The 23,313-nt window shown below is 59.5% G+C and carries 22 protein-coding genes and 5 tRNA genes; 13 read left to right on the top strand and 14 right to left on the bottom strand.

Annotation, left to right across the window (positions count from 1 at the left end):
• Positions 1 to 18: 18 nt before the first annotated feature.
• The 4 genes from AC2LD7_RS17615 to ttcA all read right to left on the bottom strand — a co-directional run bounded on the left by AC2LD7_RS17615 (position 19) and on the right by ttcA (position 4,178).
• Positions 19 to 783, bottom strand: coding sequence for an NAD-dependent deacylase (locus tag AC2LD7_RS17615; RefSeq protein WP_484599021.1), 765 nt, complete (start codon positions 781 to 783; stop codon positions 19 to 21).
• Positions 784 to 879: 96 nt separating this feature from the next.
• The gene (locus AC2LD7_RS17610) at positions 880 to 1,551 is read right to left on the bottom strand and encodes a DNA-3-methyladenine glycosylase I (protein WP_484599020.1); all 672 of its coding nucleotides are present in this window, start codon (positions 1,549 to 1,551) and stop codon (positions 880 to 882) included.
• 92 nt (positions 1,552 to 1,643) lie between these two features.
• Positions 1,644 to 2,714: a 3-deoxy-7-phosphoheptulonate synthase gene (locus AC2LD7_RS17605; RefSeq protein ID WP_484599019.1), complete on the bottom strand. Its 1,071-nt coding sequence runs from the start codon at positions 2,712 to 2,714 to the stop codon at positions 1,644 to 1,646.
• A 639-nt stretch (positions 2,715 to 3,353) separates the two neighbouring features.
• Positions 3,354 to 4,178 carry a tRNA 2-thiocytidine(32) synthetase TtcA gene (gene ttcA, locus AC2LD7_RS17600; protein ID WP_484599018.1) on the bottom strand — a complete coding sequence of 275 codons (825 nt, stop codon included), beginning with the start codon at positions 4,176 to 4,178 and terminating at the stop codon, positions 3,354 to 3,356.
• Between the two features lie 112 nt (positions 4,179 to 4,290).
• Between ttcA and AC2LD7_RS17595 the strand changes: the two genes are divergently transcribed.
• From AC2LD7_RS17595 to AC2LD7_RS17580, 4 genes are all read left to right on the top strand, one after another.
• On the top strand, positions 4,291 to 4,920 hold the full coding sequence (locus AC2LD7_RS17595; RefSeq protein WP_484599017.1) for a DNA-J related domain-containing protein: 630 nt from the start codon (positions 4,291 to 4,293) through the stop codon (positions 4,918 to 4,920).
• Between the two features lie 138 nt (positions 4,921 to 5,058).
• Positions 5,059 to 5,658: a Yip1 family protein gene (locus tag AC2LD7_RS17590; protein ID WP_484599016.1), complete on the top strand. Its 600-nt coding sequence runs from the start codon at positions 5,059 to 5,061 to the stop codon at positions 5,656 to 5,658.
• A 167-nt stretch (positions 5,659 to 5,825) separates the two neighbouring features.
• Entirely contained in the window at positions 5,826 to 6,491 is a 666-nt protein-coding gene (locus AC2LD7_RS17585; protein WP_484599015.1) for a Yip1 family protein, read from the top strand.
• Between the two features lie 55 nt (positions 6,492 to 6,546).
• Positions 6,547 to 7,041 (top strand): SprT family zinc-dependent metalloprotease, encoded by a 495-nt coding sequence (locus AC2LD7_RS17580; protein WP_484599014.1) that lies wholly within the window; start codon positions 6,547 to 6,549, stop codon positions 7,039 to 7,041.
• Positions 7,042 to 7,059: 18 nt separating this feature from the next.
• Here the strand turns inward: AC2LD7_RS17580 and AC2LD7_RS17575 are convergent, their stop codons facing one another.
• Positions 7,060 to 8,247: an MFS transporter gene (locus AC2LD7_RS17575; RefSeq protein ID WP_484599053.1), complete on the bottom strand. Its 1,188-nt coding sequence runs from the start codon at positions 8,245 to 8,247 to the stop codon at positions 7,060 to 7,062.
• Positions 8,248 to 8,635: 388 nt separating this feature from the next.
• Here AC2LD7_RS17575 and AC2LD7_RS17570 point away from each other — a divergent pair, with 388 nt between their 5' ends.
• The 3 genes from AC2LD7_RS17570 (at position 8,636) to AC2LD7_RS17560 (ending at position 10,601) form a co-directional block, all read left to right on the top strand.
• Positions 8,636 to 9,430, top strand: coding sequence for a dienelactone hydrolase family protein (locus AC2LD7_RS17570; protein WP_484599013.1), 795 nt, complete (start codon positions 8,636 to 8,638; stop codon positions 9,428 to 9,430).
• 338 nt (positions 9,431 to 9,768) lie between these two features.
• Positions 9,769 to 10,206 (top strand): hypothetical protein, encoded by a 438-nt coding sequence (locus tag AC2LD7_RS17565; protein WP_484599012.1) that lies wholly within the window; start codon positions 9,769 to 9,771, stop codon positions 10,204 to 10,206.
• Complete coding sequence (locus AC2LD7_RS17560) at positions 10,203 to 10,601, top strand: META domain-containing protein (RefSeq protein WP_484599011.1); 399 nt, start codon at positions 10,203 to 10,205, stop codon at positions 10,599 to 10,601. Before AC2LD7_RS17565 ends, AC2LD7_RS17560 begins: the two co-directional genes overlap by 4 nt.
• Before the next feature lie 379 nt (positions 10,602 to 10,980).
• On the opposite strand, the gene dinB is transcribed toward AC2LD7_RS17560, so the two are convergent.
• Positions 10,981 to 12,021: a DNA polymerase IV gene (gene dinB / locus AC2LD7_RS17555; protein ID WP_484599052.1), complete on the bottom strand. Its 1,041-nt coding sequence runs from the start codon at positions 12,019 to 12,021 to the stop codon at positions 10,981 to 10,983.
• A gap of 142 nt (positions 12,022 to 12,163) precedes the next feature.
• Here dinB and AC2LD7_RS17550 point away from each other — a divergent pair, with 142 nt between their 5' ends.
• Positions 12,164 to 12,559 carry a hypothetical protein gene (locus AC2LD7_RS17550; protein ID WP_484599010.1) on the top strand — a complete coding sequence of 132 codons (396 nt, stop codon included), beginning with the start codon at positions 12,164 to 12,166 and terminating at the stop codon, positions 12,557 to 12,559.
• Positions 12,560 to 12,770: 211 nt separating this feature from the next.
• On the top strand, positions 12,771 to 13,046 hold the full coding sequence (locus AC2LD7_RS17545) for a hypothetical protein (protein ID WP_484599009.1): 276 nt from the start codon (positions 12,771 to 12,773) through the stop codon (positions 13,044 to 13,046).
• Between the two features lie 14 nt (positions 13,047 to 13,060).
• Here the strand turns inward: AC2LD7_RS17545 and AC2LD7_RS17540 are convergent, their stop codons facing one another.
• The 7 genes from AC2LD7_RS17540 to AC2LD7_RS17510 form a co-directional block, all read right to left on the bottom strand.
• Entirely contained in the window at positions 13,061 to 13,510 is a 450-nt protein-coding gene (locus AC2LD7_RS17540; RefSeq protein ID WP_484599008.1) for an acyl-CoA thioesterase, read from the bottom strand.
• A gap of 235 nt (positions 13,511 to 13,745) precedes the next feature.
• A tRNA-Glu gene (locus AC2LD7_RS17535) sits at positions 13,746 to 13,821 on the bottom strand.
• A 52-nt stretch (positions 13,822 to 13,873) separates the two neighbouring features.
• Positions 13,874 to 13,949: transfer RNA gene (locus AC2LD7_RS17530), tRNA-Ala, on the bottom strand.
• A gap of 50 nt (positions 13,950 to 13,999) precedes the next feature.
• Positions 14,000 to 14,075, bottom strand: a tRNA-Glu gene (locus AC2LD7_RS17525).
• Between the two features lie 52 nt (positions 14,076 to 14,127).
• Positions 14,128 to 14,203, bottom strand: a tRNA-Ala gene (locus tag AC2LD7_RS17520).
• Between the two features lie 184 nt (positions 14,204 to 14,387).
• Complete coding sequence (gene gltX / locus AC2LD7_RS17515) at positions 14,388 to 15,869, bottom strand: glutamate--tRNA ligase (protein WP_484599007.1); 1,482 nt, start codon at positions 15,867 to 15,869, stop codon at positions 14,388 to 14,390.
• A gap of 64 nt (positions 15,870 to 15,933) precedes the next feature.
• Entirely contained in the window at positions 15,934 to 16,863 is a 930-nt protein-coding gene (locus AC2LD7_RS17510; RefSeq protein ID WP_484599006.1) for a LysR family transcriptional regulator, read from the bottom strand.
• A 104-nt stretch (positions 16,864 to 16,967) separates the two neighbouring features.
• Between AC2LD7_RS17510 and AC2LD7_RS17505 the strand changes: the two genes are divergently transcribed.
• Entirely contained in the window at positions 16,968 to 18,002 is a 1,035-nt protein-coding gene (locus AC2LD7_RS17505) for an HlyD family secretion protein (RefSeq protein WP_484599005.1), read from the top strand.
• Positions 17,992 to 19,542: an MDR family MFS transporter gene (locus AC2LD7_RS17500; protein WP_484599004.1), complete on the top strand. Its 1,551-nt coding sequence runs from the start codon at positions 17,992 to 17,994 to the stop codon at positions 19,540 to 19,542. Before AC2LD7_RS17505 ends, AC2LD7_RS17500 begins: the two co-directional genes overlap by 11 nt.
• A gap of 62 nt (positions 19,543 to 19,604) precedes the next feature.
• Here AC2LD7_RS17500 and uvrB read toward each other — a convergent pair whose 3' ends face one another.
• Positions 19,605 to 21,620, bottom strand: a complete 2,016-nt coding sequence (gene uvrB, locus AC2LD7_RS17495; RefSeq protein WP_484599003.1) for an excinuclease ABC subunit UvrB — start codon at positions 21,618 to 21,620, stop codon at positions 19,605 to 19,607.
• A gap of 312 nt (positions 21,621 to 21,932) precedes the next feature.
• Here uvrB and AC2LD7_RS17490 point away from each other — a divergent pair, with 312 nt between their 5' ends.
• Together AC2LD7_RS17490 and AC2LD7_RS17485 are read left to right on the top strand one after the other, a co-directional pair.
• A complete protein-coding gene (locus AC2LD7_RS17490) occupies positions 21,933 to 23,129 on the top strand; it encodes an amino acid aminotransferase (protein ID WP_484599002.1) in 1,197 nt (398 codons plus the stop codon).
• Between the two features lie 51 nt (positions 23,130 to 23,180).
• Positions 23,181 to 23,256: transfer RNA gene (locus AC2LD7_RS17485), tRNA-Asn, on the top strand.
• Positions 23,257 to 23,313 lie beyond the last annotated feature (57 nt).

Here is a 23,313-nt window from a genome sequence, read left to right as displayed (position 1 = left end):
ATGCCCCGATGAGCAAATTCAATCAGAAGAAATGTGACGGATTAGCTGCGGCAAAACGTCTGACGCGCCTGCTGCCACATGGACGTCAACCAGAATCGACAGGTCGCTGGCGATCGGATCGATCTGCGCCGTAAAACCGCCGCCGTGCCGCGCACGCAGAATCGGCTCGACGATATAGGCAAAGCTCGCCGAGGTGCCTACCGCGACCACCGCGTCGAAGCCCTCTGCCATCTCGACGTGCAAGCGCTCTAGCGCCGTCTCCGGCAGCATTTCCTCGAACAGCACCACCGACGGTCGCAGCACGCCGCCACATGCGCAGCGCGGCGGCAACGGACGGGCAAGATGATCCGTCAGCTCGTCGCTATGCGCGCCACAGTTCATGCAGTACAGCGGTGCAAGGGTTCCGTGAATTTCGATCAGCCGTTGTGGCGGGCTGCCGGCCGCCAGGTGATAGCCGTCGATATTTTGCGTCAACACCCAACAGCTAGGCTTGCTCCGTTGCAGCTCGGCGATGGCAACGTGGCCGGCGTTGGGTTTGGCACGGATGCAGGCGCGACCGATTTCGGCCAGATATTTCCAGCACAGCGCCGGATCGCGCCTGAGCATCGGGCCGGACAGCGCCTCCTCAATCGGCAGGCCGTCCTCGGTGTGACCGTTATATAGCCCGCCGACGCCACGATAGGTCGGCAACCCAGAATCCGCGGAAAGCCCCGCGCCCGTGATGATCAGGATGCGCTCTGCCTGCCGCAGCGCCTTGGCAATTCGCTGCATGGCTCCGTCCATCTTTGTCCTCCTTCGCTGTCAGCCCTGGCTGGCTTGATGCGACATGACTTCAAATAGGACCGCGCTTGAAGCACTTCGACTCGATATGCAATGGGCTCAGTGGTTAACGGTAAACGCCAGCATCACCGACAGCTGACACATGGGGCGCCCGCTCTCGCTGTGCCACTGATTGAACATTGACTGCACGGCCGCCTGGTCGCGTTGGCTGCTGGGCACCTTGTCGACCACTTTTTGCGCCTTGAGTGCAGCGACCACGTCATTGCTCGGGATGAAGGTGTCTTTGCCGGCCATGCGCAACAGACGCGGCGCGGACAACCCGCCTAGCTGGCATCCCTGTTTGGCCAGATAGCGCCATAAACCCACGATATCGGTCACCGGCCAATCGGCGATCAGGTTGCCGAAGCTGCCGTGCTCCTTCGCGACGTCGAGTACGAACTGGGCATTGCGCGGCACACTCTTGAGCTTGCCCAAATGACGGATAACCCGTGCGTCCTGCATCAGCCGCTCGATATGCTCGCCGCCCATCAACACCAATTTTTCTGGATCGAAACGGAAGAACACTTCCTCGAATACCGGCCATTTCGCATCCACCAGGCTGTGCTTGAGTCCGGCACGGAAGATTCGCAGGCTGATCAACGAGAGATAGCGATCATCCGGAACGGCACGCAGATCGTCGGCGCTGCTGGGGCGCGGCAGTCGGCTTTCCAGCGCTGCGGCCGAGCCGAAACGATTCAGACAATATTCGTGCAGCCATTTGTAGTCGCGCATGAGGTCCTGTGCATCGGGCAAAACGAGCCGCACAGGTTGCCCGCAAGGACCTGCGAACCGCAAGCCTGGCCGTCGCAGCCGGGCTTGCTGAGTCAGCCGCGCAACCGATCGGCCGCCTCATGCAGCATTCGCTCGGTTTCGCCCCAGCCCAGGCAGCCATCGGTGATGGAGACGCCATAACGCAAGTTGCCGGCCAGCGGCTGGCAGCCATCGAACAGGTGGCTTTCGAGCATCACGCCACGCAGGCTCGCATCACCGGCCAGGCGCTGATCGATGACGTTCTGCAGCACCGCCGGCTGACTCAACGGGTTCTTGCCGCTGTTGGCGTGGCTGCAATCGACCATGATTCGCGCGGCGATGCCCTGCTTGAGCAATGTAGCATTCGCCATCGCGACGCTTTTGGCGTCATGGTTCGGCCCGGCATACCCGCCGCGCAGCACCAGATGCGTGTCCGGGTTGCCGAGGGTGCTCATCAGTGCCGGATGGCCAAGGTCATCGATACCGAAATGCTGATGGGGATGCGCGGCTGAACGCATCGCATCACAAGCGATTCCAACACTGCCATCGGTGCCGTTCTTGAAGCCCACCGGCAGATCCAAGCCACTGACCATTTCGCGATGGATCTGCGATTCGCTGGTGCGCGCGCCAATCGCTGCCCAACTGAGCAGATCATCGAAATAGGCCGCCGCCAGCGGTTGCAACAGCTCAGTGGCGATCGGCATACCGCGATCCAGAATCTCCAGCATCAATCTGCGCGATACGTTCAACCCTTCGGCCATGTCGCCGCTGCCGTCGAGACGCGGATCGTAGACCAACCCCTTCCAGCCGATCGTGGTGCGCGGCTTCTCGACATAGGCGCGCATCACCAGCAACAGCTGATCGCTGACCTGCGGCGCCAGCTCGGCCAAGCGCGAGGCGTATTCGAGCGCGGATTGCGGATCGTGCAGGGAGCACGGCCCGATCACCACGAGCAGGCGTGGGTCGCTGCCGTCGAGCACGGCGCGGATGGCATTACGGTCGATCTGGGTGCGTGCTGCAAGCGCGGCATTCAGCGGCAGGCGCTGACGCAGTACGGCGGGACTGGGCAGCGGTTGAGCGCTGCGTCGGGTCGGGGTGGCGATAGGGTTGTTGCTGATGAGTTGTGCGGAGATGGAGGTATTCATGATCTGGCGGTCCTTTGCCGGCGCGGCATTACTGCCGCGTCGGCTAGCGAAGTGTTCGGTCTAGAGGTAACAGGGCGGCATTGAAGCGACTAAATCGCCAGTCATAGCGGAAGGTGCGGTAATAGCTGCGGTAGTTGTTCATGTGTTTGTCCTCGGTGCGTTGGCCTTATCAGGCCGGAAAAAGAAAACCCCCGATCGGGTGGCCGACCGGGGGTTCGAAAACTGTCTGGTGGCGACCCTGCTTTTGCTAGGGCGCCTGTGGGGTATCAGGCGCGCCTATGGCTAAACCAATACCCAAAAAAGTAATAGCCGACCGCGGCTATCTGCTGCGCGCAAGCCAACGCGGCGCGAACGGCACCGGACAGAGCAAGAGGCAAGTGGATGAGGCGGGACGACATGGATTGACTCCGTAAGATAGCCGAACCTTACCGCAGCGCGCCGTCAGCCTTCAACCATGATTCATGTCTGCCCCTCGTAGATCAGCAAATCGACGAAGTGCGGCGTGGCGCGCGCGGTGTTCCGCTTCAGCCAGTAGGGTGGGTTCAACCCACCTATCAAGTTATGGAACGCACCGTGGTGGGCTGAAGCGGAACGCCGCCCGGCCCACCCTACTAGCCGTCCGGAGCTTGCCGACTGCTCTTACAAGCTCATCACATCCAGGAAGCGCGGCGTGGCGGTGTCGTCGATACGCAAACTGGTGAAGTCGAACAGCTTGCGATCCGCCAGCTGAGAGGGCACCACGTTCTGCAGGGCGCGGAACATGATTTCAACACGGCCCGGCGACTTGCGCTCCCATTCCTGCAGCATTTCCTTGACTACCTGGCGCTGCAGGTTTTCCTGCGAGCCGCAGAGGTTGCACGGGATGATCGGGAATGCCTTCATCTGCGAATAAGCTTCGATATCGGCCTCGTTGCAATAGGCCAGTGGGCGGATCACTACGTTGCGGCCGTCGTCGGAGAGCAGCTTGGGCGGCATGGCCTTGAGCGTGCCGCCGTAGAACATATTGAGAAAGAATGTTTCCAGTATGTCGTCGCGGTGATGACCGAGCGCCATCTTGGTCGCGCCAATCTCGTCGGCGAAGGTGTAGAGCGTGCCGCGACGCAGGCGCGAGCACAGCGAGCAAGTAGTTTTGCCTTCCGGGATCTTTTCCTTGACCACCGAATAGGTGTCTTTTTCGACGATGTGGTAATCGACGCCGATGGACCGCAGATACTCGGGCAGGACATGCTCAGGGAAGCCGGGCTGCTTCTGGTCCATATTCACCGCAACGATTTCGAACTTGATCGGCGCGACCTTCTGTAGATAAAGCAGCACGTCGAGCATGGTGTAGCTGTCCTTCCCGCCAGACAGGCAGACCATGACTTTATCGCCATCCTCGATCATGTTGAAATCAGTGACGGCCTCGCCAGCAAGGCGGCGCAGGCGCTTTTGCAGTTTGTTCTGGTTGACCGAGAGGTTGCCCATGTCAGAGTCCGGTGAGATGCGAAAGGCGCGCATTTTACGCGCAAAAAGCGCTGTCACCCCAGCCCATCCATCCAGCCCTTTGCGATGCTGGCGCTATGCTAGGCTTGTCGGCATGAACGATGATCTCGAACCCGAAATGGACCTGGCCGAACAGATACTCGTGCTGCTGCGCGAACAGCCGGAAGGTTGCAGCGAATACCAGCTGATTCAACAGCTCAAGGCCCGTCACAGCACCCATATCCCCAACCTGCCGCTGCTCGACAAGCTGGTGCTGTTTCGCACCCATTTTCTTGTCTTCAATGCGCTGTACCGTCTACGCGATCAGCTGTGGGGCGAGACCAGCCACAACCTGCAAATCTCACCGTTGTGCGTTCAACTCCAGCCCTACACGCCCGCAGCTAGCGGCGTAGCGGCACAGGATCCGCTGCGTGAGTATTACCTCGACATGACCAACCTACGCGATACCGACGAGGACGCAGTGGAACGGCTGCTGGCCAGCTTCTGGTCGCGGATGCGTGGCGACTATGTCGGCGAGAGGAACAGTGCAGAGGATCCGGAGCAGAAGCGTGCGGCACTGGAACTGTTCGAACTGGATCAGAGCAGTTCTTCGCTGAATCTACAGATGATCAAGCAACGTTATCGCCAGCTCGTCAGCATTCATCATCCCGACCGCGGCGGCAGTACCACGCGGATCCAGTCAATCAATCTGGCGATGGAAATACTCCAGCGCTATTACCGGTGATGGCATAGCTCCCAATTGCTCTAACCAACCCCAATCCGCCGTACCGTCAACTTCCTATACTGCGACTTAAGGTCGCACGCCCGTCCTTTTGACGGCACGCCAGGCGAAGCGACCCTCCAAAACTGAGGAGACGCTGGCATGATCAATCACGTTTGGGGACTGTTCGCTCATCCTGGCCAGGAATGGCAGGAAATCACCGGGGAAGAACGCGAGGTCGGACACCTACATTTGGGTGAAGTCGCGGTATTGGCAGCGATTCCAGCGATATCGGCATTCATCGGAACCACTCAGGTCGGCTGGAGCATTGGCGGTGGCGAGGCGGTAAAGCTCACCGAGAGCAGCGCGCTGCAGCTCACCCTACTTTCTTATCTGGCGATGCTCGCCGGCGTGGCGGTGATGGGTGGATTCATTCACTGGATGGCTCGTACCTATGATGCAAGCCCGACACTGGTTCAGTGCATCGTTTTTGCCGCCTACACCGCGACACCCTTGTTCGTCGGCGGGCTGGCCGCGCTCTATCCGCATATCTGGCTGGGCATGGTCGTCGGCACGGCGGCAATCTGTTACACGACATACCTGCTTTATGTCGGTTTGCCGACTTTCATGAACATCCCATCGGACGAGGGCTTCCTGTTCTCCAGCTCGATATTGGCTGTCGGGCTGGTCGTACTGGTGGCCATCATCGCGTTGTCGGTGATTACGTGGGGCATGGGGGTCGGTCCGATCTACATCCGCTGACAGCGGCAGGTCTAAAGCTTCAAGCTCCGAACTGGCGGGGCTTGAAGCTTTTGCATATACCTGAACATCCAGGCGCGACAGATTGAAGTAAAGCCTGCTGAATCCCTGCGCCGCTGTGACGTCTATACGTACGACAGCGGCTCAAGCATCGGTATCAGGAGGCTTTCATGACCCCAGAATTCATCAGTTTGTTCACCCGGCCGGACCGTGCCTGGGAAGTCATCCGCCAGAAGGAAGATGTTCACAGCCTGCACTACCTGATGCACCTGCTGGTGCTGGCGCTGATTCCCACGGTGTGTTTGTTCATCGGGGTCACCTTTGTCGGCTGGAGCCTGGTAGATGATGAACGCGTAAGGCTCGATTTCGCCAGCGCATTGCAGCTGTGCCTGCTGCTCTACGTCACCATCATCATCGGCACGGTGATCATGGGATTTTTCGTACGCTGGATGGCGCGCGCGTTTGACGTGCGACCGAACCTGAACCAATGCACCGGCTTCATCGCTTATGTGATCACACCTTTCCTACTCGCCGGGGTCACCGGCCTGTATCCGAATCGCTGGTTTGCCGCCATCGTCCTGCTGATCGCCGGGATCTACGCTACCTATCTGCTGTTCACCGGCCTACCGGCCTTCATGCGTCAGCGCAGCTCGCAGAGCTTTCTCTATGCAAGTTCGATCTGGGGCGTCGCGTTGCTGGTGCTGGTAACCGTCCTGGTTAGCATGATCCTGTTCTGGAATCTCTCGCTCGAGCCGAACTATGAGCGCACCGTGCAGGAAAACCAGAGCTATGGCACACAGCAGGAACGTCCGCAGGAAGAGCCCGGCGGTCTCTGAGTGGTTGTCAGCTAGGCAGGTTGCGGCATAATTCGGGGCTTCTTTGGAGGCCCCTATGCCCGAGCAGCTTCATGCCCGCATCGAGGCCTGTTATCAACAGGCCGAAACCTTTTTCAATCAGCGCTTCGAACGGCCGCAGGTCAGCTTCAAACTGCGCGGACAGAAAGCGGGTGTTGCGCATCTGAACCAGAACCTGCTGCGCTTCAATCCAAAGCTTTACCAGGAAAACCGCGAACATTTTCTCAAGCAGACCGTGGCCCATGAAGTCGCGCATCTGGTTGCCCACCAAATGTTCGGCGGGCGCATCCGCCCGCATGGCGAAGAGTGGCAGCTGATCATGCGCGGCGTGTATCAGCTGACCCCGGACCGCTGTCATACCTATGAAATCGCCCGTCGCCAGGTCAGCCGCTACATCTATCGTTGCCAGTGCGTCGAGCGGGACTTTTCGTTCACTGCGCAGCGTCACGCCCTGGTCCGAAAGGGCCGCCGCTATTTCTGCCGCAGCTGCCGAGCCACGCTGGTTTTCAGCGGTCAGCAACGCGTCGAGTAAACCGGTCGCGCCAATGCACTACAAGCGTCGTGCCCACCAGGCGGCAAGCACGAACAGCGCGGCGAGCACGGCCATGAGTGGCAACCAGCCGGCGTGCTCCCAGACATAACCGGCTGCATAACCCACCACGCTCGACCCCAGGTAATAAGCGCAGAGATACAACGCCGCTGCTTGAGCCTTGGCGCCCCTGGCATGCTGGCCGACCTGCCCACTCGCGACCGCATGGGCAGCGAAGAACCCCAACGTGAACAGCGCCAGGCCGACAACGATGGCGATCAACCAAGGTGTCGAACACAGCGCCACGCCCATAAGCATCAAGCCGATTCCGCTTTGCAGGACTGCCCTGACTCCGAGGCGCGGCACCAACCTTCCGGCCCAACCCGCGCTAAATATCCCCACCAGATAAACGGTGAACAGCAGGCCAATCACCGTCGAGGAAAGACCGAAAGGCGCTCCAGCCAGACGAAAGCCAATATAGTTGAACAGTGCGACGAAGCCGCCCATCAGCAGGAACGCCTGCAGAAATAGGTTACGCAGTATCGGGTTGCTCAGATGCTGACCGAAGTTGCCCAGCAATCCGCGCAGTGACAAAGGCTGAGCCTTGAAATGACGCGATGCTGGCAACAGCCAGATGAACAACCCCAGCGCCAGCAGACCCAGGCCGGCGATCCCGCCGAGTGCCAACTGCCAGCCGCCGATGTCGCTCAACAGCCCAGACAGCAATCTGCCCAACAGACCGCCGAGTGCGGTCCCGCCTATGTACAAGCCCATCGCAGCCGGCAGCGAATCGGGATCGAACTCCTCACCCACGTAAGCCATCGCCAACGCTGGCAGTCCGCTGAGCGCGAGGCCCAACAAGGCTCGTAGTAGCAGCAAAAGACTCCAGGAATCCACTAGCACACAGGCAAGTCCCAGCAGGCTTGCCAGCGACAATGCTGCGACCATCACCGGCTTGCGTCCCCAGCTCTCTGCCAGAGCCCCGGACACCAGAAGGCAGAGCGCCAGCGACAGGGTCGTCAACGATAGCGCCAGACTGCTGCTGGCGGCCGAGACGGAAAAATGCCCCGCCAGTAGCGGTAGCAGCGGTTGCACGCAATAGAGCATGGCGAAGGTAGCGAAACCGGCACAGAACAGCGCCAGCGTCGCACGACGGTAGGCGGCGGTGCCGCGCTTGAAATGAATCGAGGAGTCGCTATCGGCGTTCATCATCAGTCCCGAATTCGGCCCATCGAGCCTCGAAAAAAAGGCGCGAAGCCTAGCACAGCACGGCCTGTTATCGCGGCGGTCTCATACTGATCGACCCAAGATAAGCATAGGTGCCGAATACCACCGACAACTTCTTTGCAGACAGAAGCCAGGCAGTGACGTTCCGGATCGACCCTTCAGCCGGTGCACCCGTTGTGTCTGGATGAAACATCACCCACAACATCCATGCTTATCGAAAGGAAGGGACGACAGCTTCTTTCATCGGTAATGGTGGCGCCCGTTACGACCGGCGCTGGGTCCTGTGCAGCGCTCCGCCTGAACAACCTGGTTGCGCGCGAGTCGAACAACCGCTATCTATCGACGCTGTCCACAACAAGGAGTCCTTTCCATGCGCTATTACTTGCTCGGCGCGCTGATGGCCGCCAGTGCCGTCGCTCAAGCTGAAATACAGACCCAGGAAATTCCCTACACCGCTGCCGATGGCACCGAGATGATCGGCTACTACGCCTATGACGACGCTGTCGAAGGTAAACGCCCCGGCGTTGTGGTGGTGCATGAATGGTGGGGCCTGAACGATTACGCGAAAAGCCGCGCCCGCGATCTTGCCGAGCTTGGCTACAGCGCCCTGGCAATCGACATGTACGGCGAAGGCAAGAACACCGAACACCCCAAAGATGCAATGACCTTCATGAAAGCCGCACTGGCCGATGCCGACGCCGCCAAGGGCCGCTTCAATGCCGGTCTGGACCTGCTCAAGCAACAGCCACAGACCGATACCGACAAGCTCGCAGCGGTCGGCTACTGTTTTGGTGGCAAAGTGGTCTTGGACATGGCGCGCCAGGGCGTTCCGCTCGAAGGTGTAGTCAGCTTTCACGGCGCGCTGGCGACTGAAACTCGCGCTGCCCCGGGCAGCGTCAAGGCACGCGTGCTGGTCGAACATGGCAGCGAAGACAGCATGGTCAGCGCCGAAGACGTCGCCGCACTAAACGCGGAGATGGTCAAGGCCGGCGCCGACTTCCAGTTCGTCAACCTGCCCGGCGCCAAACACGGCTTCACCAACCCCGGCGCAGACAAGTTCCAAGACAAAGGCGTCGATGTGGCCTACAACAAGCGCGCGGACGAACGTTCCTGGGAAGACATGAAAGTCTTCTTCGACGAGACCTTTGCCAACGACCGGCCATAACTGAATCGGCGTTATAGCTTCTGCAGCTCCAAGCCCACCCGCTGCCGGGTCTACAACAACGCAACGACAGCATCAATCTGCCCCCTCTCCCCTCGGGGAGAGGGCTGGGGTGAGGGGCAGGGTTCAACACCATCAGCCCATTCCCAACCCGGCGCTCGTCTTCACTAAGCTTCTAAATGCCACGTTTTCCGAACCCCATCTCCCGCGCCGGCAGATTCGACGTAGCCTCCACAACCAGCCGATGGCGCCGACACCTCGCGCCGGCACCGCCCTCCATGTTTCACGTGCTAGCATTACCGCCCACCGCAACTCCCCCTCATTCCAATCGATCGCGAGTCATGGCCGAACACGATTTCCGCTACAACCTGCTCAATCCCGCACACACACTGACCGAATGCCGCGCCCTGGCACCGGGCCGTTATCAGGTCACCGGCAATGGCGGCAACGTTCGCATAGGTGATGTCCTGATCGTCACGCTCAAGGGCAGCCGCGAACTCTTCCAACGCCTGACCGTGGACAAGGTTCGCCACCTGATCAATCCGCCGGGGCAATGGATGGCAGTGGCTAGCGGCCCGGTATTCCGCGAGCTGGCGATCGTTAATTGGCAGGTCGATTGCGACGGATGCGGCAAGCAGCTGGACTTCGAATTTGCCGTGGATGCAGCCAAAGGCGAAGCCGCTCGTACCCCGGCAGCTGAGGCGCGAATCGCCGAACTCGGCTGGAAGAACGACACAGGCCGCCACTTATGCCCTGCATGCAAGGATGCTCAGCAATGAAAAATTTCGCACTGGCGAGTCTCGCCTTATTGGTCAGCGGCTGCGTGGTCGAACCACTGACCCTGCAGAACGACGTCACCTATATCGCAGAGTGGATAGGAAACAAGCCGGTCGTTGGTCGCAACCCCGTCTCGCTGACCTTCAGCGAAGACCGCGTCTACGGCAACGCTGGCTGTAACCACTGGTTCGCCAGCTACCAGCTCGACAATCAAAAAATCCGCTTCAGCGAAATCGGCAGTACACGCAAGATGTGCGCGGAACACATCATGAAGCAGGAGCAGCACTTTCTTGAGCTGCTGTCGCAAATCGAACGATGGGATGTCTCCAACATCGATCAACTGCGCTTCTGGCCGGCTAAAGGCGCGCCGATCCGCGTCTGGCCGGAACAGAACTGACCGCGCCAAAGCTGAGCATTCCTACTCGGAAACGCACCTCGAGCATGCATGCTCACTTCGATATCGAGCGTCGGGCGGTGCAATTGCTTCGCGGCGGAGCCCATCGCATTCAGCGTTAGCTAGCGCCCACAGCTTTTTCTCCGCCAGCAATCTGCAATCTCCTGAACTGGCACGACCGATGCATTTCTTCGGTGAACCAGTTTCGGGGACCTCGGTACAGGCAGGCCGGGAATCCCCTCTTTTACATCAGATAGAAGGGCCGCTCACGGAGCGGCCCTTTTTCGTTCAGACACGTATTCGATTTGCATACGATGCGAAGGGCTACCGGGTGCCGATTGCAAGACAGCAGAGTTGAAGAGAAACACTACCGATGACCATTTCAGAACAGGCGCAACTGCTCGAAGCCTCCGCGCAAGTCGATCAACCGGACGCCTACGCCTATCAGCCGTACTGGGCGCTTACCGCGGGCGAAGGCGCCAGCAAGAAGATCGGCATAATCCTCCAGCTCGAGACCGGCACCGGCTTGTTCAAGAGTGGTCTGGGTGAAATCGTGGAATTTGAGCTTGACGAAGGGTTTGCCGGGACGGTATCCGCTATCGAGCCGCGCCATCCTTCCGGCGAGTTCATCAAGCAGTTCTGGCAATCGCTCCAGGCAGGTCGCGAGATCCGGTAGATCACGGTCATAGGTGTTCTCGACACTGACCGACTGACGCCGGCTTTCGACCTGAACCTGACGCTCATCGACCCCATGCGCCAGTCCCCACAGCCGCTCACCGAACGAGCCGAAATCTCGTACCAGATCCAGGCGTTTCCAAGTGCGCAGGTCGGCGCAGGTCTGAATTCCCAGTCTTTTCAGCTTCTCGGCTGTTACCCGTCCGACACCGTGCAGCTTGGTGACCGGTAAGGCCTGCACGAAATCATCCACCTGATCCGGCGTAATCACGAACAAGCCATCAGGCTTATTCCAGTCACTGGCGATCTTGGCGAGAAACTTGTTCGGAGCCACCCCCGCCGAAACCGTGATGCGCAGCTGCTGCCAGACGCGTCGGCGGATGTCCTGCGCGATACGGGTTGCGCTGCCGGCAAAGTGCTCGCAGCTGCTTACGTCGAGATAGGCCTCATCCAGCGACAGCGGCTCAATCAGGTTGGTGTAGGTGCGAAAGATGCCGTGGATTTCGCGGGAGGCTTCCTTATAGGCATCCATTCGGGGCCGCAGGATCAGCAGATCGGGACATAGCTTCAGCGCATGCCCAGACGCCATGGCCGAGCGTACGCCATAGGCGCGCGCTTCGTAATTGCAAGTCGCAATGACGCCGCGACGGTCAGCCAACCCGCCCACCGCAATAGGTCGGTTGGCGAGGCTGGGATCGTCACGCATCTCGATCGCGGCGTAAAAGCAATCGCAATCGACGTGGATGATTTTTCGGCTCGGATTAACGGCAGGGAACTCGTAGCGTCATCAATGACCACTCCTCCTCGCACAAAACGCTATGCCGTACGGATGAGCGGGCCCGCAGGCATTATCGCCGATTGTCAGCTCAATGCGGACAACCGATGGATCGGTGACCTGCGTCGGCGGCTTGGCAATAATTGCAGAGGCCATCGAGCGGAATCATAATGACATCATCAGAGAGGAGCTTCTGCAGTTGCCAAACCAGGTAGATCAACGCAAACACCACGCTTTGCGCAAGCACATCGACTGCCTGCTCTCCTCGGGCGCGTCGCTGGCCGGTCGAGATCCGGTCAGGCTGTCGCTCGAAGATCGCACCCTAACCGTGAGTCACGGAATGCTGGTGAACGAAGATGGCTATCTGGATCTGCTTGAGGCCATATCTGATCTGGAGCGGCTCGATCCTAACCACCGCGGATTGGCTATCGAGATTTGCTTGCAGCAACTCAGCCAGGCGATCGATTGCGCAACGGATAACATGAAGCACAGCGCTAATACCCAGGGCTGATTTCACCTGACCAGCCGCTCAATCAGCGAACCCGCAACTTGGGTAAATGCGTCCAGAGCTCCGCAAGTGAGCGAAGCCGATGGCAGTCCAAACGCCGTGATGACTCGACTCTTCCAGTCCCCCAACCGCCTCGAAGCGAACAATTTTCCAGGCTCCGAGTCGGAATAAGAGAGGTAGGAATCACCATTCCAACCACCTGGAGGAATTTCCGATGAAAACAATGACTCTAGTCGCTGCAATCTTCACCAGCGCTTTAGCCACCGGCGCGGTGGCCAATCAGGAAGATATGCATAACGGCACGCACGGCACCACTGGCGACACTCAGGGCAGCGCCATGAGCGAAAACCATCAGCGCGACAATACCGCCAATGTTGGGAAAGATGGCAAGACCATGGATGAGAAGATGAAGAATGAAGTGCAGGACGACTGGCGCGAAGACGCCGAGGAACGTCGTGAGGCCGACGTTAGCAAGCCAGAACAGCGTTAAAGCAACGCGCTCTCCTAGTGGTCGAGGGGGTAAGGCTGAACCAGCGCCCTGCCGTACCCCTCGATGAACTCTGCCGGCATCCGCTTGGGTTTGCCGCTCGACAGCTGAATGCAGACAAAGGTCGTTTGAGCACGCAACAAAGTCGTACCGTCTGCAGGCCTGATCAATTGGAAATTCCGCTTCATCTTCAAGCGCTGATCGGAATCGACGATCCAAGTCGCTAACTGCAATTGATCCCCACGATAGGCTGCCGCCAGATAATCGATTTCGTGTCGAAGTACTGCCATCGCACGATCCAACCGACGGTAGTCTTCCAGCCCCAATCCCAGACTTTGAGAGTGCTGCCAGGCGCAGCGCTCGAGCCAGGACACGTAAACCGCATTATTGGCATGGCCGAGCTCGTCGATATGTTCGGCATTTACCTCGAAGTCAATGATGAACGCGTCGTCCTGGTCCCAGATCATGCATAACCCTCGCTGTGCTGCGCGCCGCCGAGATTGCGGAGAGGCCTATTGGAAGCCAGGCGTGCGGTGGATGTCACGCAGGTATCGGTCACTTATGCCTGACCATTCAGCATCGTTACCGTTTCAGCCTGATGAAGACGGGCCGTACAATATACGGCCCGTTAAAAATGCGCCCAAAACAAAAGGGCCATTTCGTGAGAAATGACCCTTTGATGCCCAAAACGGGCAATAAAAATGGCGTCCCCTAGGGGACTCGAACCCCTGTTACCGCCGTGAAAGGGCGGTGTCCTAGGCCACTAGACGAAGGGGACGCAAAGCCCTTCAAAGGCAACCGATCGAATCGACCGGTGTGGCAATCGAGATTGGTGGAGCTAGACGGGATCGAACCGTCGACCTCTTGCATGCCATGCAAGCGCTCTCCCAGCTGAGCTATAGCCCCGGATTTAACGTCTCTCGACTCGCGCCGCTTACGCATCGCGACCTGAATAATGGCGTCCCCTAGGGGACTCGAACCCCTGTTACCGCCGTGAAAGGGCGGTGTCCTAGGCCACTAGACGAAGGGGACGCAAAGCCCTTCAAAGGCAACCGATCGAATCGACCGGTGTGGCAATCGAGATTGGTGGAGCTAGACGGGATCGAACCGTCGACCTCTTGCATGCCATGCAAGCGCTCTCCCAGCTGAGCTATAGCCCCATCTCGAGGACGGGGCGCATATTAGGTGCGCCCCTGCAGAGTGTCAACGATATTTTTCCTGAGCGATGAAGAATTTCGGCTTCAGAACAACTACTTACGCCGACGAGCGGCTGAGCGACGATCACTAGCGGGCAGCATCGAAGCGCAAACCACCAAGCGAGCGCTGGTCACGGCAGCAATGTTGTCAGGCCATCGCCGCGAACAGCTTCTCCCACTCCTTCACTTCCTTCTTCGATGCACCACCCAACAGCTCCAGCGCTTGACGCAGTCGGAAGCGCGTCAGATCCGGCCCGATGATTTCCATCGCGTCGAGTACCGAGACGGAACTGGCCTGCCCGGTGATGGATGCAAACATCAGCGGCATGACATCGCGCAGTTTCAGTTCGAGATGCATACCCACCGCCTGGATGCACTCCGTGATGCGCTCCTTCTCCCACTGCCGCAGGGCCTCCAGCTTCCACAGGGTCAGCTGCAATACCTGACGGACCTGGGTCGCATCGAGCTTCTTGTGCTCGAATAGCGCTGGGTCTAGATTCAGCGCCCCGGAGAAGAAGAAACCGGCCAAAGGCGCGATCTGGCTGAAGGTCTCGACGCGCTGTTGCACGTGCGGCGCGATCTTCATCATGTACTCAGGATTGAAAGCCCACTCGCGCACCTGTGTAGCAAACTGCTCGACCGGCAACTCGCGCAGCCATTGGCCATTAAGCCAAGACAGCTTCTCGACGTCGAAGATCGGCCCACCCAGCGATACGCGATTAATGTCGAAGTGCTCGATCATTTCCGCCAGGGTGAATTTCTCACGCTCATCGGGCATCGACCAGCCCATGCGGCCCAAGTAATTGAGCATCGCCTCGGGCATGAAACCCATGCGCTCATAGAAAGTGACCGAAGTCGGATTCTTGCGCTTGGACAGCTTGCTCTTGTCGGGATTGCGCAGCAGCGGCATGTAGCACAGTTGCGGCTGCTCCCAGCCGAAGTATTCGTAGAGTTTGATCAACTTCGGCGCCGACGGCAGCCACTCCTCGCCGCGCAGCACGTGGGTGATACCCATCAGATGGTCGTCGACGACGTTGGCAAGGAAATAGGTCGGCAGACCGTCGGCCTTCATCAGCACCTGCATATCCATGCGATCCCAGCCGATTTCCACCGTACCGCGAAGCATGTCCTGCACTTGGCAAACGCCTTCGGTGGGCACCTTCATACGGATCACATGGGACTCGCCGGCTGCGATCCGCTGTGCCGCCGTTTCCGGGGAAATATGCATGCAATGACCGTCGTAGCGAGGGGTTTCCTTGTTCGCCATCTGCTCGGCACGCACCTGATCCAGGCGCTCGGCGCTGCAGAAACAGGGGAAGGCATGGCTTTTGGAAACCAGCTCGTCAGAATACTTTTTGTAGATTTCGCCGCGCTCGCTCTGCCGATATGGACCATGCGGGCCACCAACGTCCGGGCCCTCGTCCCACTCGATGCCCAGCCAGCGCAGCGCGTCATAGATCTGCTGCTCGGACTCCCGGGTCGAGCGCAACTGATCGGTGTCCTCGATGCGCAGGATGAACTGGCCGCCGTGCTGGCGCGCAAAACAGAGGTTGAACAGCGCGATATAGGCAGTACCGACGTGAGGATCGCCGGTGGGAGATGGCGCGATACGGGTGCGAACGGTGGTCATGATGTTCTCGAATCAATGCACGGAAAGACACGGCAGCTGGCGCTAGCCGGCTCGGTCGGCTGAGTCAGCGCGTATAAAGGCGCGATGTTAACAGGCGTGCCTCCACCGGCTCCACCAGGCGACCATCCGTTACGGGCAGCGCCTGCACCAGGAAGTCGAGGAATGCCTTGACCTTCATCGCCTGAAATCGCCGCGACGGATAGACGGCGTACACCTCGCCGGTCGGCAGGGCGACATCCGGCAGCAGCTCGACCAGGTGACCGTCGCGCACTTCCTGATCCGTGATCATGGTTGGCAGCACTGCGATACCGGCCCCAGCCAGCGCCGCTTCGCGGGCAAAGGTAATGTTATTGCAGGACAGCACACGGCGACAGGCAACGTTCTGTTCGAGGATCGGCCAATAACGCACCGGATCCCGCGACAGGGTGATCGCGCGGTGGCCAGCAAGATCTTCGATATACAACGGCATGCCGTGCTGCGCTAGATAAGCGGGACTCGCGCAGAGACGTCGACGGGTCTCGAACAGCTTGCGTGCAATCAAGGTGGAGTCCTGAGGCTGTCCGACCAATATGACGATATCGATGCCCTCTTCCACTGGATCGATATGTCGCGAAGCCAGTTCAACCTCGGCATTGATCTCCGGATATCGGCGCATGAATTCGCCCAGCACGCGACCAAGAAACCACTGACCGAACTCGATCGGCGCGGTGATTCGCAGCAACCCGGCCGGTGCTTGTTGTAGCTGCATGACCGCCTGCTCAGCTTCGGCAAAATCGAGCATGATCTGCCGGCAACGCTCGTAATAGGCCTGCCCGACCTCGGTCAGCCGCAAACGCCGCGTGGTTCGGTTGATTAACCTTACGCCGAGCCGCTCTTCGAGCTGGACGATGCGTCGGCTCACTGTAGATTTCTGCATACCCAAACTTGATGCGGCCTGGGTAAAGCTGTGGCACTCGACTACCCGGGTGAAGATCAGCGCATCGTCCAACCCCATCGCATTGTTCCTTATGCGCAACAAAGTTTCGCAATTGTAACGGCTTATTACGCAACAGGAACATTGCTAGATTGGCCGGCTAATTCACGGCTATGAGCGACCCCATGCCCGCTAAGCTGAAACGCCGCCTATTCATTTTCTTTGCCCTGGTGCTGCTGGTCGCGGCCGCGTTCTTCGCCCACTGGTACTTTGTCGGTCGCTACTACGAACACACCGATAACGCCTACGTGCAGGGAGAGATCACCCGAATCTCCAGCCAGCTCGCCGCACGTATTGAAAAGGTCCATGTTCAGGACAATCAGCACGTGAAGCCAGGTGATCTGCTAGTGACACTAGAGCCCGGCGACTTCCATCTTGCTGTCGAACAGGCCCACGCCAATCTTGCTATTCGCGAAGCGGAACTCGCCCAGGCCCGCAGTCGCCTCGCGCAGCAGAGCAGTTTGATTGCCGCCAGCCAGGCTTCGGTCGGCGCTGCCCAGGCCAATCTGGAGCGCAGCCAGGTCGACCTGTCGCGCGTCGAGGCGCTGCGCAAGCCCGGCTTCGTCTCCGAGGAACGCGTCACCACCCTGTCCGCCGATGCCCGTGTCGCCCGCTCGCAACGCCAGAAAGCCGAAGCGGACCTGGCCGCTCAGCGCCAGCAGGTCGATGCCTTGGAAGCCGACATAAAACGCCTGCAAGCACAGATTGACAGCGCTCGTGCCGAAATCGAACAGGCCGAACTGAACTTCGGCCGCAGCGAAATCCGTTCGCCCATCAGCGGCATCGTCGGCCAGCGTTCTGCCCGCAATGGCCAGTACGTGCCGGTCGGAGCCTATTTGATGTCTATCGTCCCGGATGAGGAAATCTGGGTCCAGGCGAACTTCAAGGAAACCCAGATCGGCAAGATGCAAGCAGGCCAGAGTGCCGAGCTGATCTTCGACACTTACCCCGACACGCCTATCGAAGGCCGCGTCGAAAGCCTGTTCCCTGCCTCTGGCGCCCAGTTCAGTCTGCTGCCGCCGGACAACGCCACCGGCAACTTCACCAAGGTGGTCCAGCGCATTCCGGTCAAGCTGACCTTCGCCAGCGACAATGCGCTCCATGGGCGTATCCGCCCCGGCATGTCGGTGGATGTGAAGATCGACCTTCGTGTCCGCTGATGCGCTGATCCGCCCGGTTGGCGAACCCAGCCGGCGCGACTGGATAGCCGTGATGAGCGCTATGCTTGGCGCGTTCATGGCGATACTGGACATCCAGATCACCAACTCCTCGCTGAAGGATATTCAGGGCGCGTTGTCCGCCACGCTGGAGGAAGGCTCGTGGATTTCCACGTCCTATCTGGTAGCGGAAATCATCATGATTCCGCTGACCGCCTGGCTGGTTCAGTTGCTGTCGGCGCGACGGCTCGCGGTCTGGGTATCGATCGGCTTCTTGATTTCATCGCTGCTCTGCTCGTTCGCGTGGAGCCTGGAAAGCATGATCGTGTTCCGGGCCCTGCAGGGCTTCACTGGCGGTGCGCTGATCCCGCTGGCCTTTACCCTGACGCTGATCAAACTGCCGGAGCACCATCGCGCCAAGGGCATGGCGCTATTCGCCATCACCGCAACCTTTGCGCCATCAATAGGGCCGACCCTCGGCGGTTGGCTCACCGAGCATTGGGGCTGGGAATACATTTTCTATATCAATGTGCCGCCCGGCCTGCTGATGATCGCCGGGCTGCTCTATGGGCTGGAAAAGAAGCCACCGCACTGGGAGCTGCTGAAGAGCACGGATTATGCCGGCATCGTCACGCTAGCCATGGGGCTGGGCTGCCTGCAAGTGTTTCTTGAGGAAGGACACCGCAAGGACTGGCTTGAATCGGCCTTGATCGTCCAGCTGGGCTCGGTAGCGCTGGTCAGCCTGATTCTGTTCGTGATCCTGCAACTGTCACGACCCAACCCGCTGATCAACCTGGGCATTCTGCGCGAGCGCAACTTCGGCCTGACCAGCATCGCCAGCCTGGGCATGGGTCTCGGGCTCTACGGGTCGATTTATCTGGTACCGCTGTATCTGGCGCAGATCCAGAACTACAACGCTCTACAGATCGGCCAGGTGATCATGTGGATGGGCATTCCGCAGCTGTTTGTGATTCCGCTTATGCCCAGGCTGATGAAAACAGTTCCGCCGAAGCTGCTCTGCGCGGCCGGCTTTGCCCTCTTCAGCATTTCCAGCTTTGCCTCCGGCGCCCTCAACCCGGACTTCGCCGGTGACCAGTTCCACCCGATTCAGATCATCCGCGCGCTCGGCCAGCCAATGCTCATGGTGACCATCTCGATCATCGCTACAAGCTATATCCAGCCGCAGGACGCCGGGTCCGCGTCGAGCCTGTTCAACATTCTCCGCAACCTCGGCGGCGCTATCGGGATCGCGCTGCTTGCGACGCTGCTAGACAGCCGTGCCAAGGTTTATTTCGATTACCTGCGCGAATCGGTCGTGCCAAGCAATCCGGCGGTGGCCGAACGCCTCAATTCACTTACCCAGCAGCTGGGCAGTGAGCAGGCGGCACTGGGCAAGCTCAGCGAAATCACCCATCAGCAGGCGATGATCATGGCGTACAACGATGCCTTCCATTTCGTGAGCATTGCTTTGGCGATCAGCATGGTGGCGGTGCTGCTGACGCGCCGGCTGCCGGAGAACATAAAGGATGGCGCGGCGCACTGAGCCAGCTGGCGAGCACAGTGTTGGCACGACCGGCTCGCATACATGCCCGCCGACTCGGCGAATCAGACCTGCAACAACCGCTCGCGCAATTTGTGGATCTCGTCGCGGGTCTGCGCGGCGGCTTCGAACTCCAAATCGCGGGCCAGCGCGAGCATTTTTTCTTCCAGCTGACGGATGCGCTTGGTGATCTCGCTGGGCGAGCGCAGCTCGTTCTCGTAGCGCGCGGCCTCCTCAGCCGCCTTCGCCTCGCCGCGGCGCTTCTTGCTGCGTGAACCGGGCACGGTGGCGCCTTCGAGAATATCCCGAACATCCTTGAACACGCCTTGCGGAACGATGCCGTGAGCTTCGTTGAAGGCGATCTGCTTGTTACGTCGACGCTCGGTCTCGCCCATGGCCCGTTCCATCGAGCCGGTGATGCGATCGGCATAGAGGATCGCCCGGCCATTGAGGTTACGCGCCGCGCGACCGATGGTCTGGATCAGCGAGCGCTCGGAGCGCAGGAAGCCCTCCTTGTCGGCGTCGAGAATCGCTACCAGCGAAACCTCGGGCATGTCCAAGCCCTCGCGCAACAGGTTGATCCCCACCAGCACGTCGAACACGCCGAGGCGCAGATCGCGAATGATCTCTACGCGCTCGACCGTATCGATGTCCGAATGCAGGTAGCGCACCCGCACGCCATGGTCACCGAGGTAATCGGTGAGGTCTTCGGCCATGCGCTTGGTCAGCGTGGTGACTAACACCCGCTCTTCCTTGGCCGCGCACTTGTTGATTTCCGAGAGCAGGTCGTCGACCTGAGTCAGCGCCGGGCGCACCTCGATTTGCGGATCGACCAGCCCGGTGGGGCGCACCACTTGCTCGATCACACGTCCCGCATGCTCGGCCTCGTAAGGCCCTGGCGTCGCCGAGACGAAGATGGTTTGCGGACTGATCGCTTCCCACTCGTCGAAGCGCATCGGCCGGTTATCCAGCGCCGAGGGTAGACGGAAGCCATATTCCACCAACGTTTCCTTGCGCGAGCGGTCGCCTTTGTACATGGCACCAACCTGCGGCACGCTGACGTGAGACTCGTCGATCACCAACAGCGCATCGGCCGGCAGATAGTCATAAAGCGTCGGCGGCGCCTCGCCTGACTCGCGCCCGGAGAGGTAGCGCGAGTAGTTCTCGATGCCGTTGCAATAGCCCAGCTCCATGATCATTTCCAGATCGAAGCGAGTCCGCTGCTCCAGCCGCTGCGCCTCCACCAGCTTGTTATTGGCACGCAGATAGTCGAGACGATCCTTGAGCTCCACTTTGATCTTCTCGATAGCGTCCAACAGCGTTTCTCGCGGCGTGACGTAGTGGCTTTTGGGGTAAAAGGTGAAGCGCGGCAGCTTGCGGATCACCTCGCCGGTCAGCGGATCGAAGGCGGACAGGCTTTCCACCTCATCGTCGAACAGCTCGATACGCACCGCTTCCAGGTCGGATTCGGCCGGGAAGATATCGATCACATCACCGCGCACGCGAAAAGTCGCACGGGCAAAATCCATATCGTTACGGGTGTACTGCAGGCCGGTGAGGCGGCGCAACAGCTCGCGCTGATCCAGGCGGTCACCGCGATCCACATGCAAGACCATTTTCAGATAAGACTGCGGATCACCTAGACCATAGATACACGACACCGTGGTAACGATGATCGCGTCGGGCCGCTCCAGCAACGCCTTGGTCGCAGACAGACGCATCTGCTCGATATGGTCGTTGATCGACGCATCCTTCTCGATGAAGGTATCCGAAGACGGCACATAGGCTTCCGGCTGGTAGTAGTCGTAGTAGGAAACGAAGTACTCCACCGCGTTGTTCGGAAAGAATGTCTTGAATTCGCCGTAGAGCTGCGCAGCCAGCGTCTTGTTCGGCGCCAGAACCAGAGTCGGTCGCTGCACATGAGCGATAACGTTGGCGATGCTGAACGTCTTGCCGGAGCCAGTCACGCCCAGCAGCGTCTGATGCGACAAGCCAGCCTCGATGCCTTCGATCATTTGCCGAATGGCTTCCGGCTGGTCACCGGCGGGCTTGAAACGCGTGACCAATTCGAACTGCGACATATCGACCTCTTATGATTGCGAGCCGACCCTAAACCGGGCGGTTTGGCATCCCTGACAGCACCGTTTACACGGCACCGGGCCGCTGCCCCTTCAATGCGGCCAGCGCTGAAGATATCAAGTGCGTCGCGCCTCAGCGCAGGGAAAGCGTTGCAAGCCTAGCGTCGAGACAGCCTCTATCCCGTCAGAAAAACCGCCCTAGCATATCGCGACGAAGGACCAGGACCGCTATACTCTTGCCCCGTTTGCGCACCGCCCTCAGCGCGAAGCGAGGGTGCTGTATCACTCACCTCCTTCTCTTCGAGCCTCCCCACCATGAGTTTGTTCTCCGCTGTCGAAATGGCGCCGCGCGATCCTATCCTCGGCCTCAATGAAGCCTTCAATGCCGACACGCGGCAGAACAAGGTCAACCTCGGTGTTGGTGTCTATTACAACGAAGAAGGCCGTATTCCGCTGCTGCGCGCCGTAGCCGCCGCTGAGATGGCACGTCTGGAACTGAACGCACCGCGCGGCTATCTGCCGATCGAAGGCATCGCCAGCTACGATATGGCCGTACAAGGCCTATTGTTCGGTACCGATTCTGCACTGGTTGCCGCCGGCCGAGTGGTGACCACCCAGGCACTGGGTGGCACTGGCGCGCTGAAGATCGGCGCGGATTTCCTCAAGCGCATGCTGCCCGACGCGGTCGTGGCCATTACCAACCCAAGTTGGGAAAACCATCGCGCATTGTTCGAATCCGCAGGCTTCGCCGTGCAGAACTACAGCTACTACGACGCTGCCAGCCACGGAATCGACCGCGCCGGCATGCTCGAAGATCTGAAAAACCTGCCGTCCCGCTCGATCGTCGTGCTGCACGCCTGCTGTCACAACCCGACCGGCGTCGACCTGCAGCCGGAAGACTGGAAGCAGATCCTCGAGGTATTGCGCGCCAACGATCACGTGCCGTTTATCGACATCGCCTATCAGGGCTTTGGCGACAGCATCGAGGAAGACGCTGCGGCCGTGCGCCTGTTCGCAGAATCAGGCATGAGCTTCTTCGTATCCAGCTCCTTCTCCAAATCGTTCTCGCTGTATGGCGAGCGTGTTGGCGCATTGTCGATGGTTACTCAGAGCCGCGACGAGTCAGCACGCGTGTTGTCGCAAATCAAGCGCGTGATCCGTACCAACTATTCCAACCCGCCGACCCACGGCGCAACGGTGGTCTCCGCCGTACTCAACAGCCCAGAACTGCGTGCCATGTGGGAAACCGAGCTGGGCGAAATGCGCAGCCGCATTCAGGACATGCGCCTGAGTATGGTTCGCCAACTGGCCGAGAAAGGCGCCAAGCAGGACTTCAGCTTCGTCGCCAAGCAGCGCGGCATGTTTTCCTATTCAGGCCTTACCGCGGCTCAGGTCGAGCGTCTGCGTGTGGAATTCGGCGTCTATGCCATTGGAACCGGACGTATCTGCGCAGCAGCCTTGAACCACGACAATTTAGACCACGTCACCGACGCTATCGTCCAGGTACTGTGATCCGCAAGGTGTTGACTTTCCTTTAGTTAACAGTAGGATACGCACCGCTGTTCCGCGATAGCTCAGTCGGTAGAGCAAATGACTGTTAATCATTGGGTCCCTGGTTCGAGTCCAGGTCGCGGAGCCAACTTCAAAGCCTCAGGTGAAACCTGGGGCTTTTTTATATCCGCCGGACCCTCACCAG

It is taken from the genome of Stutzerimonas sp. (assembly GCF_982611455.1).
Note: the sequence above shows the minus strand (reverse complement) of the source record. Positions and strands in the feature narration are given on the sequence as shown.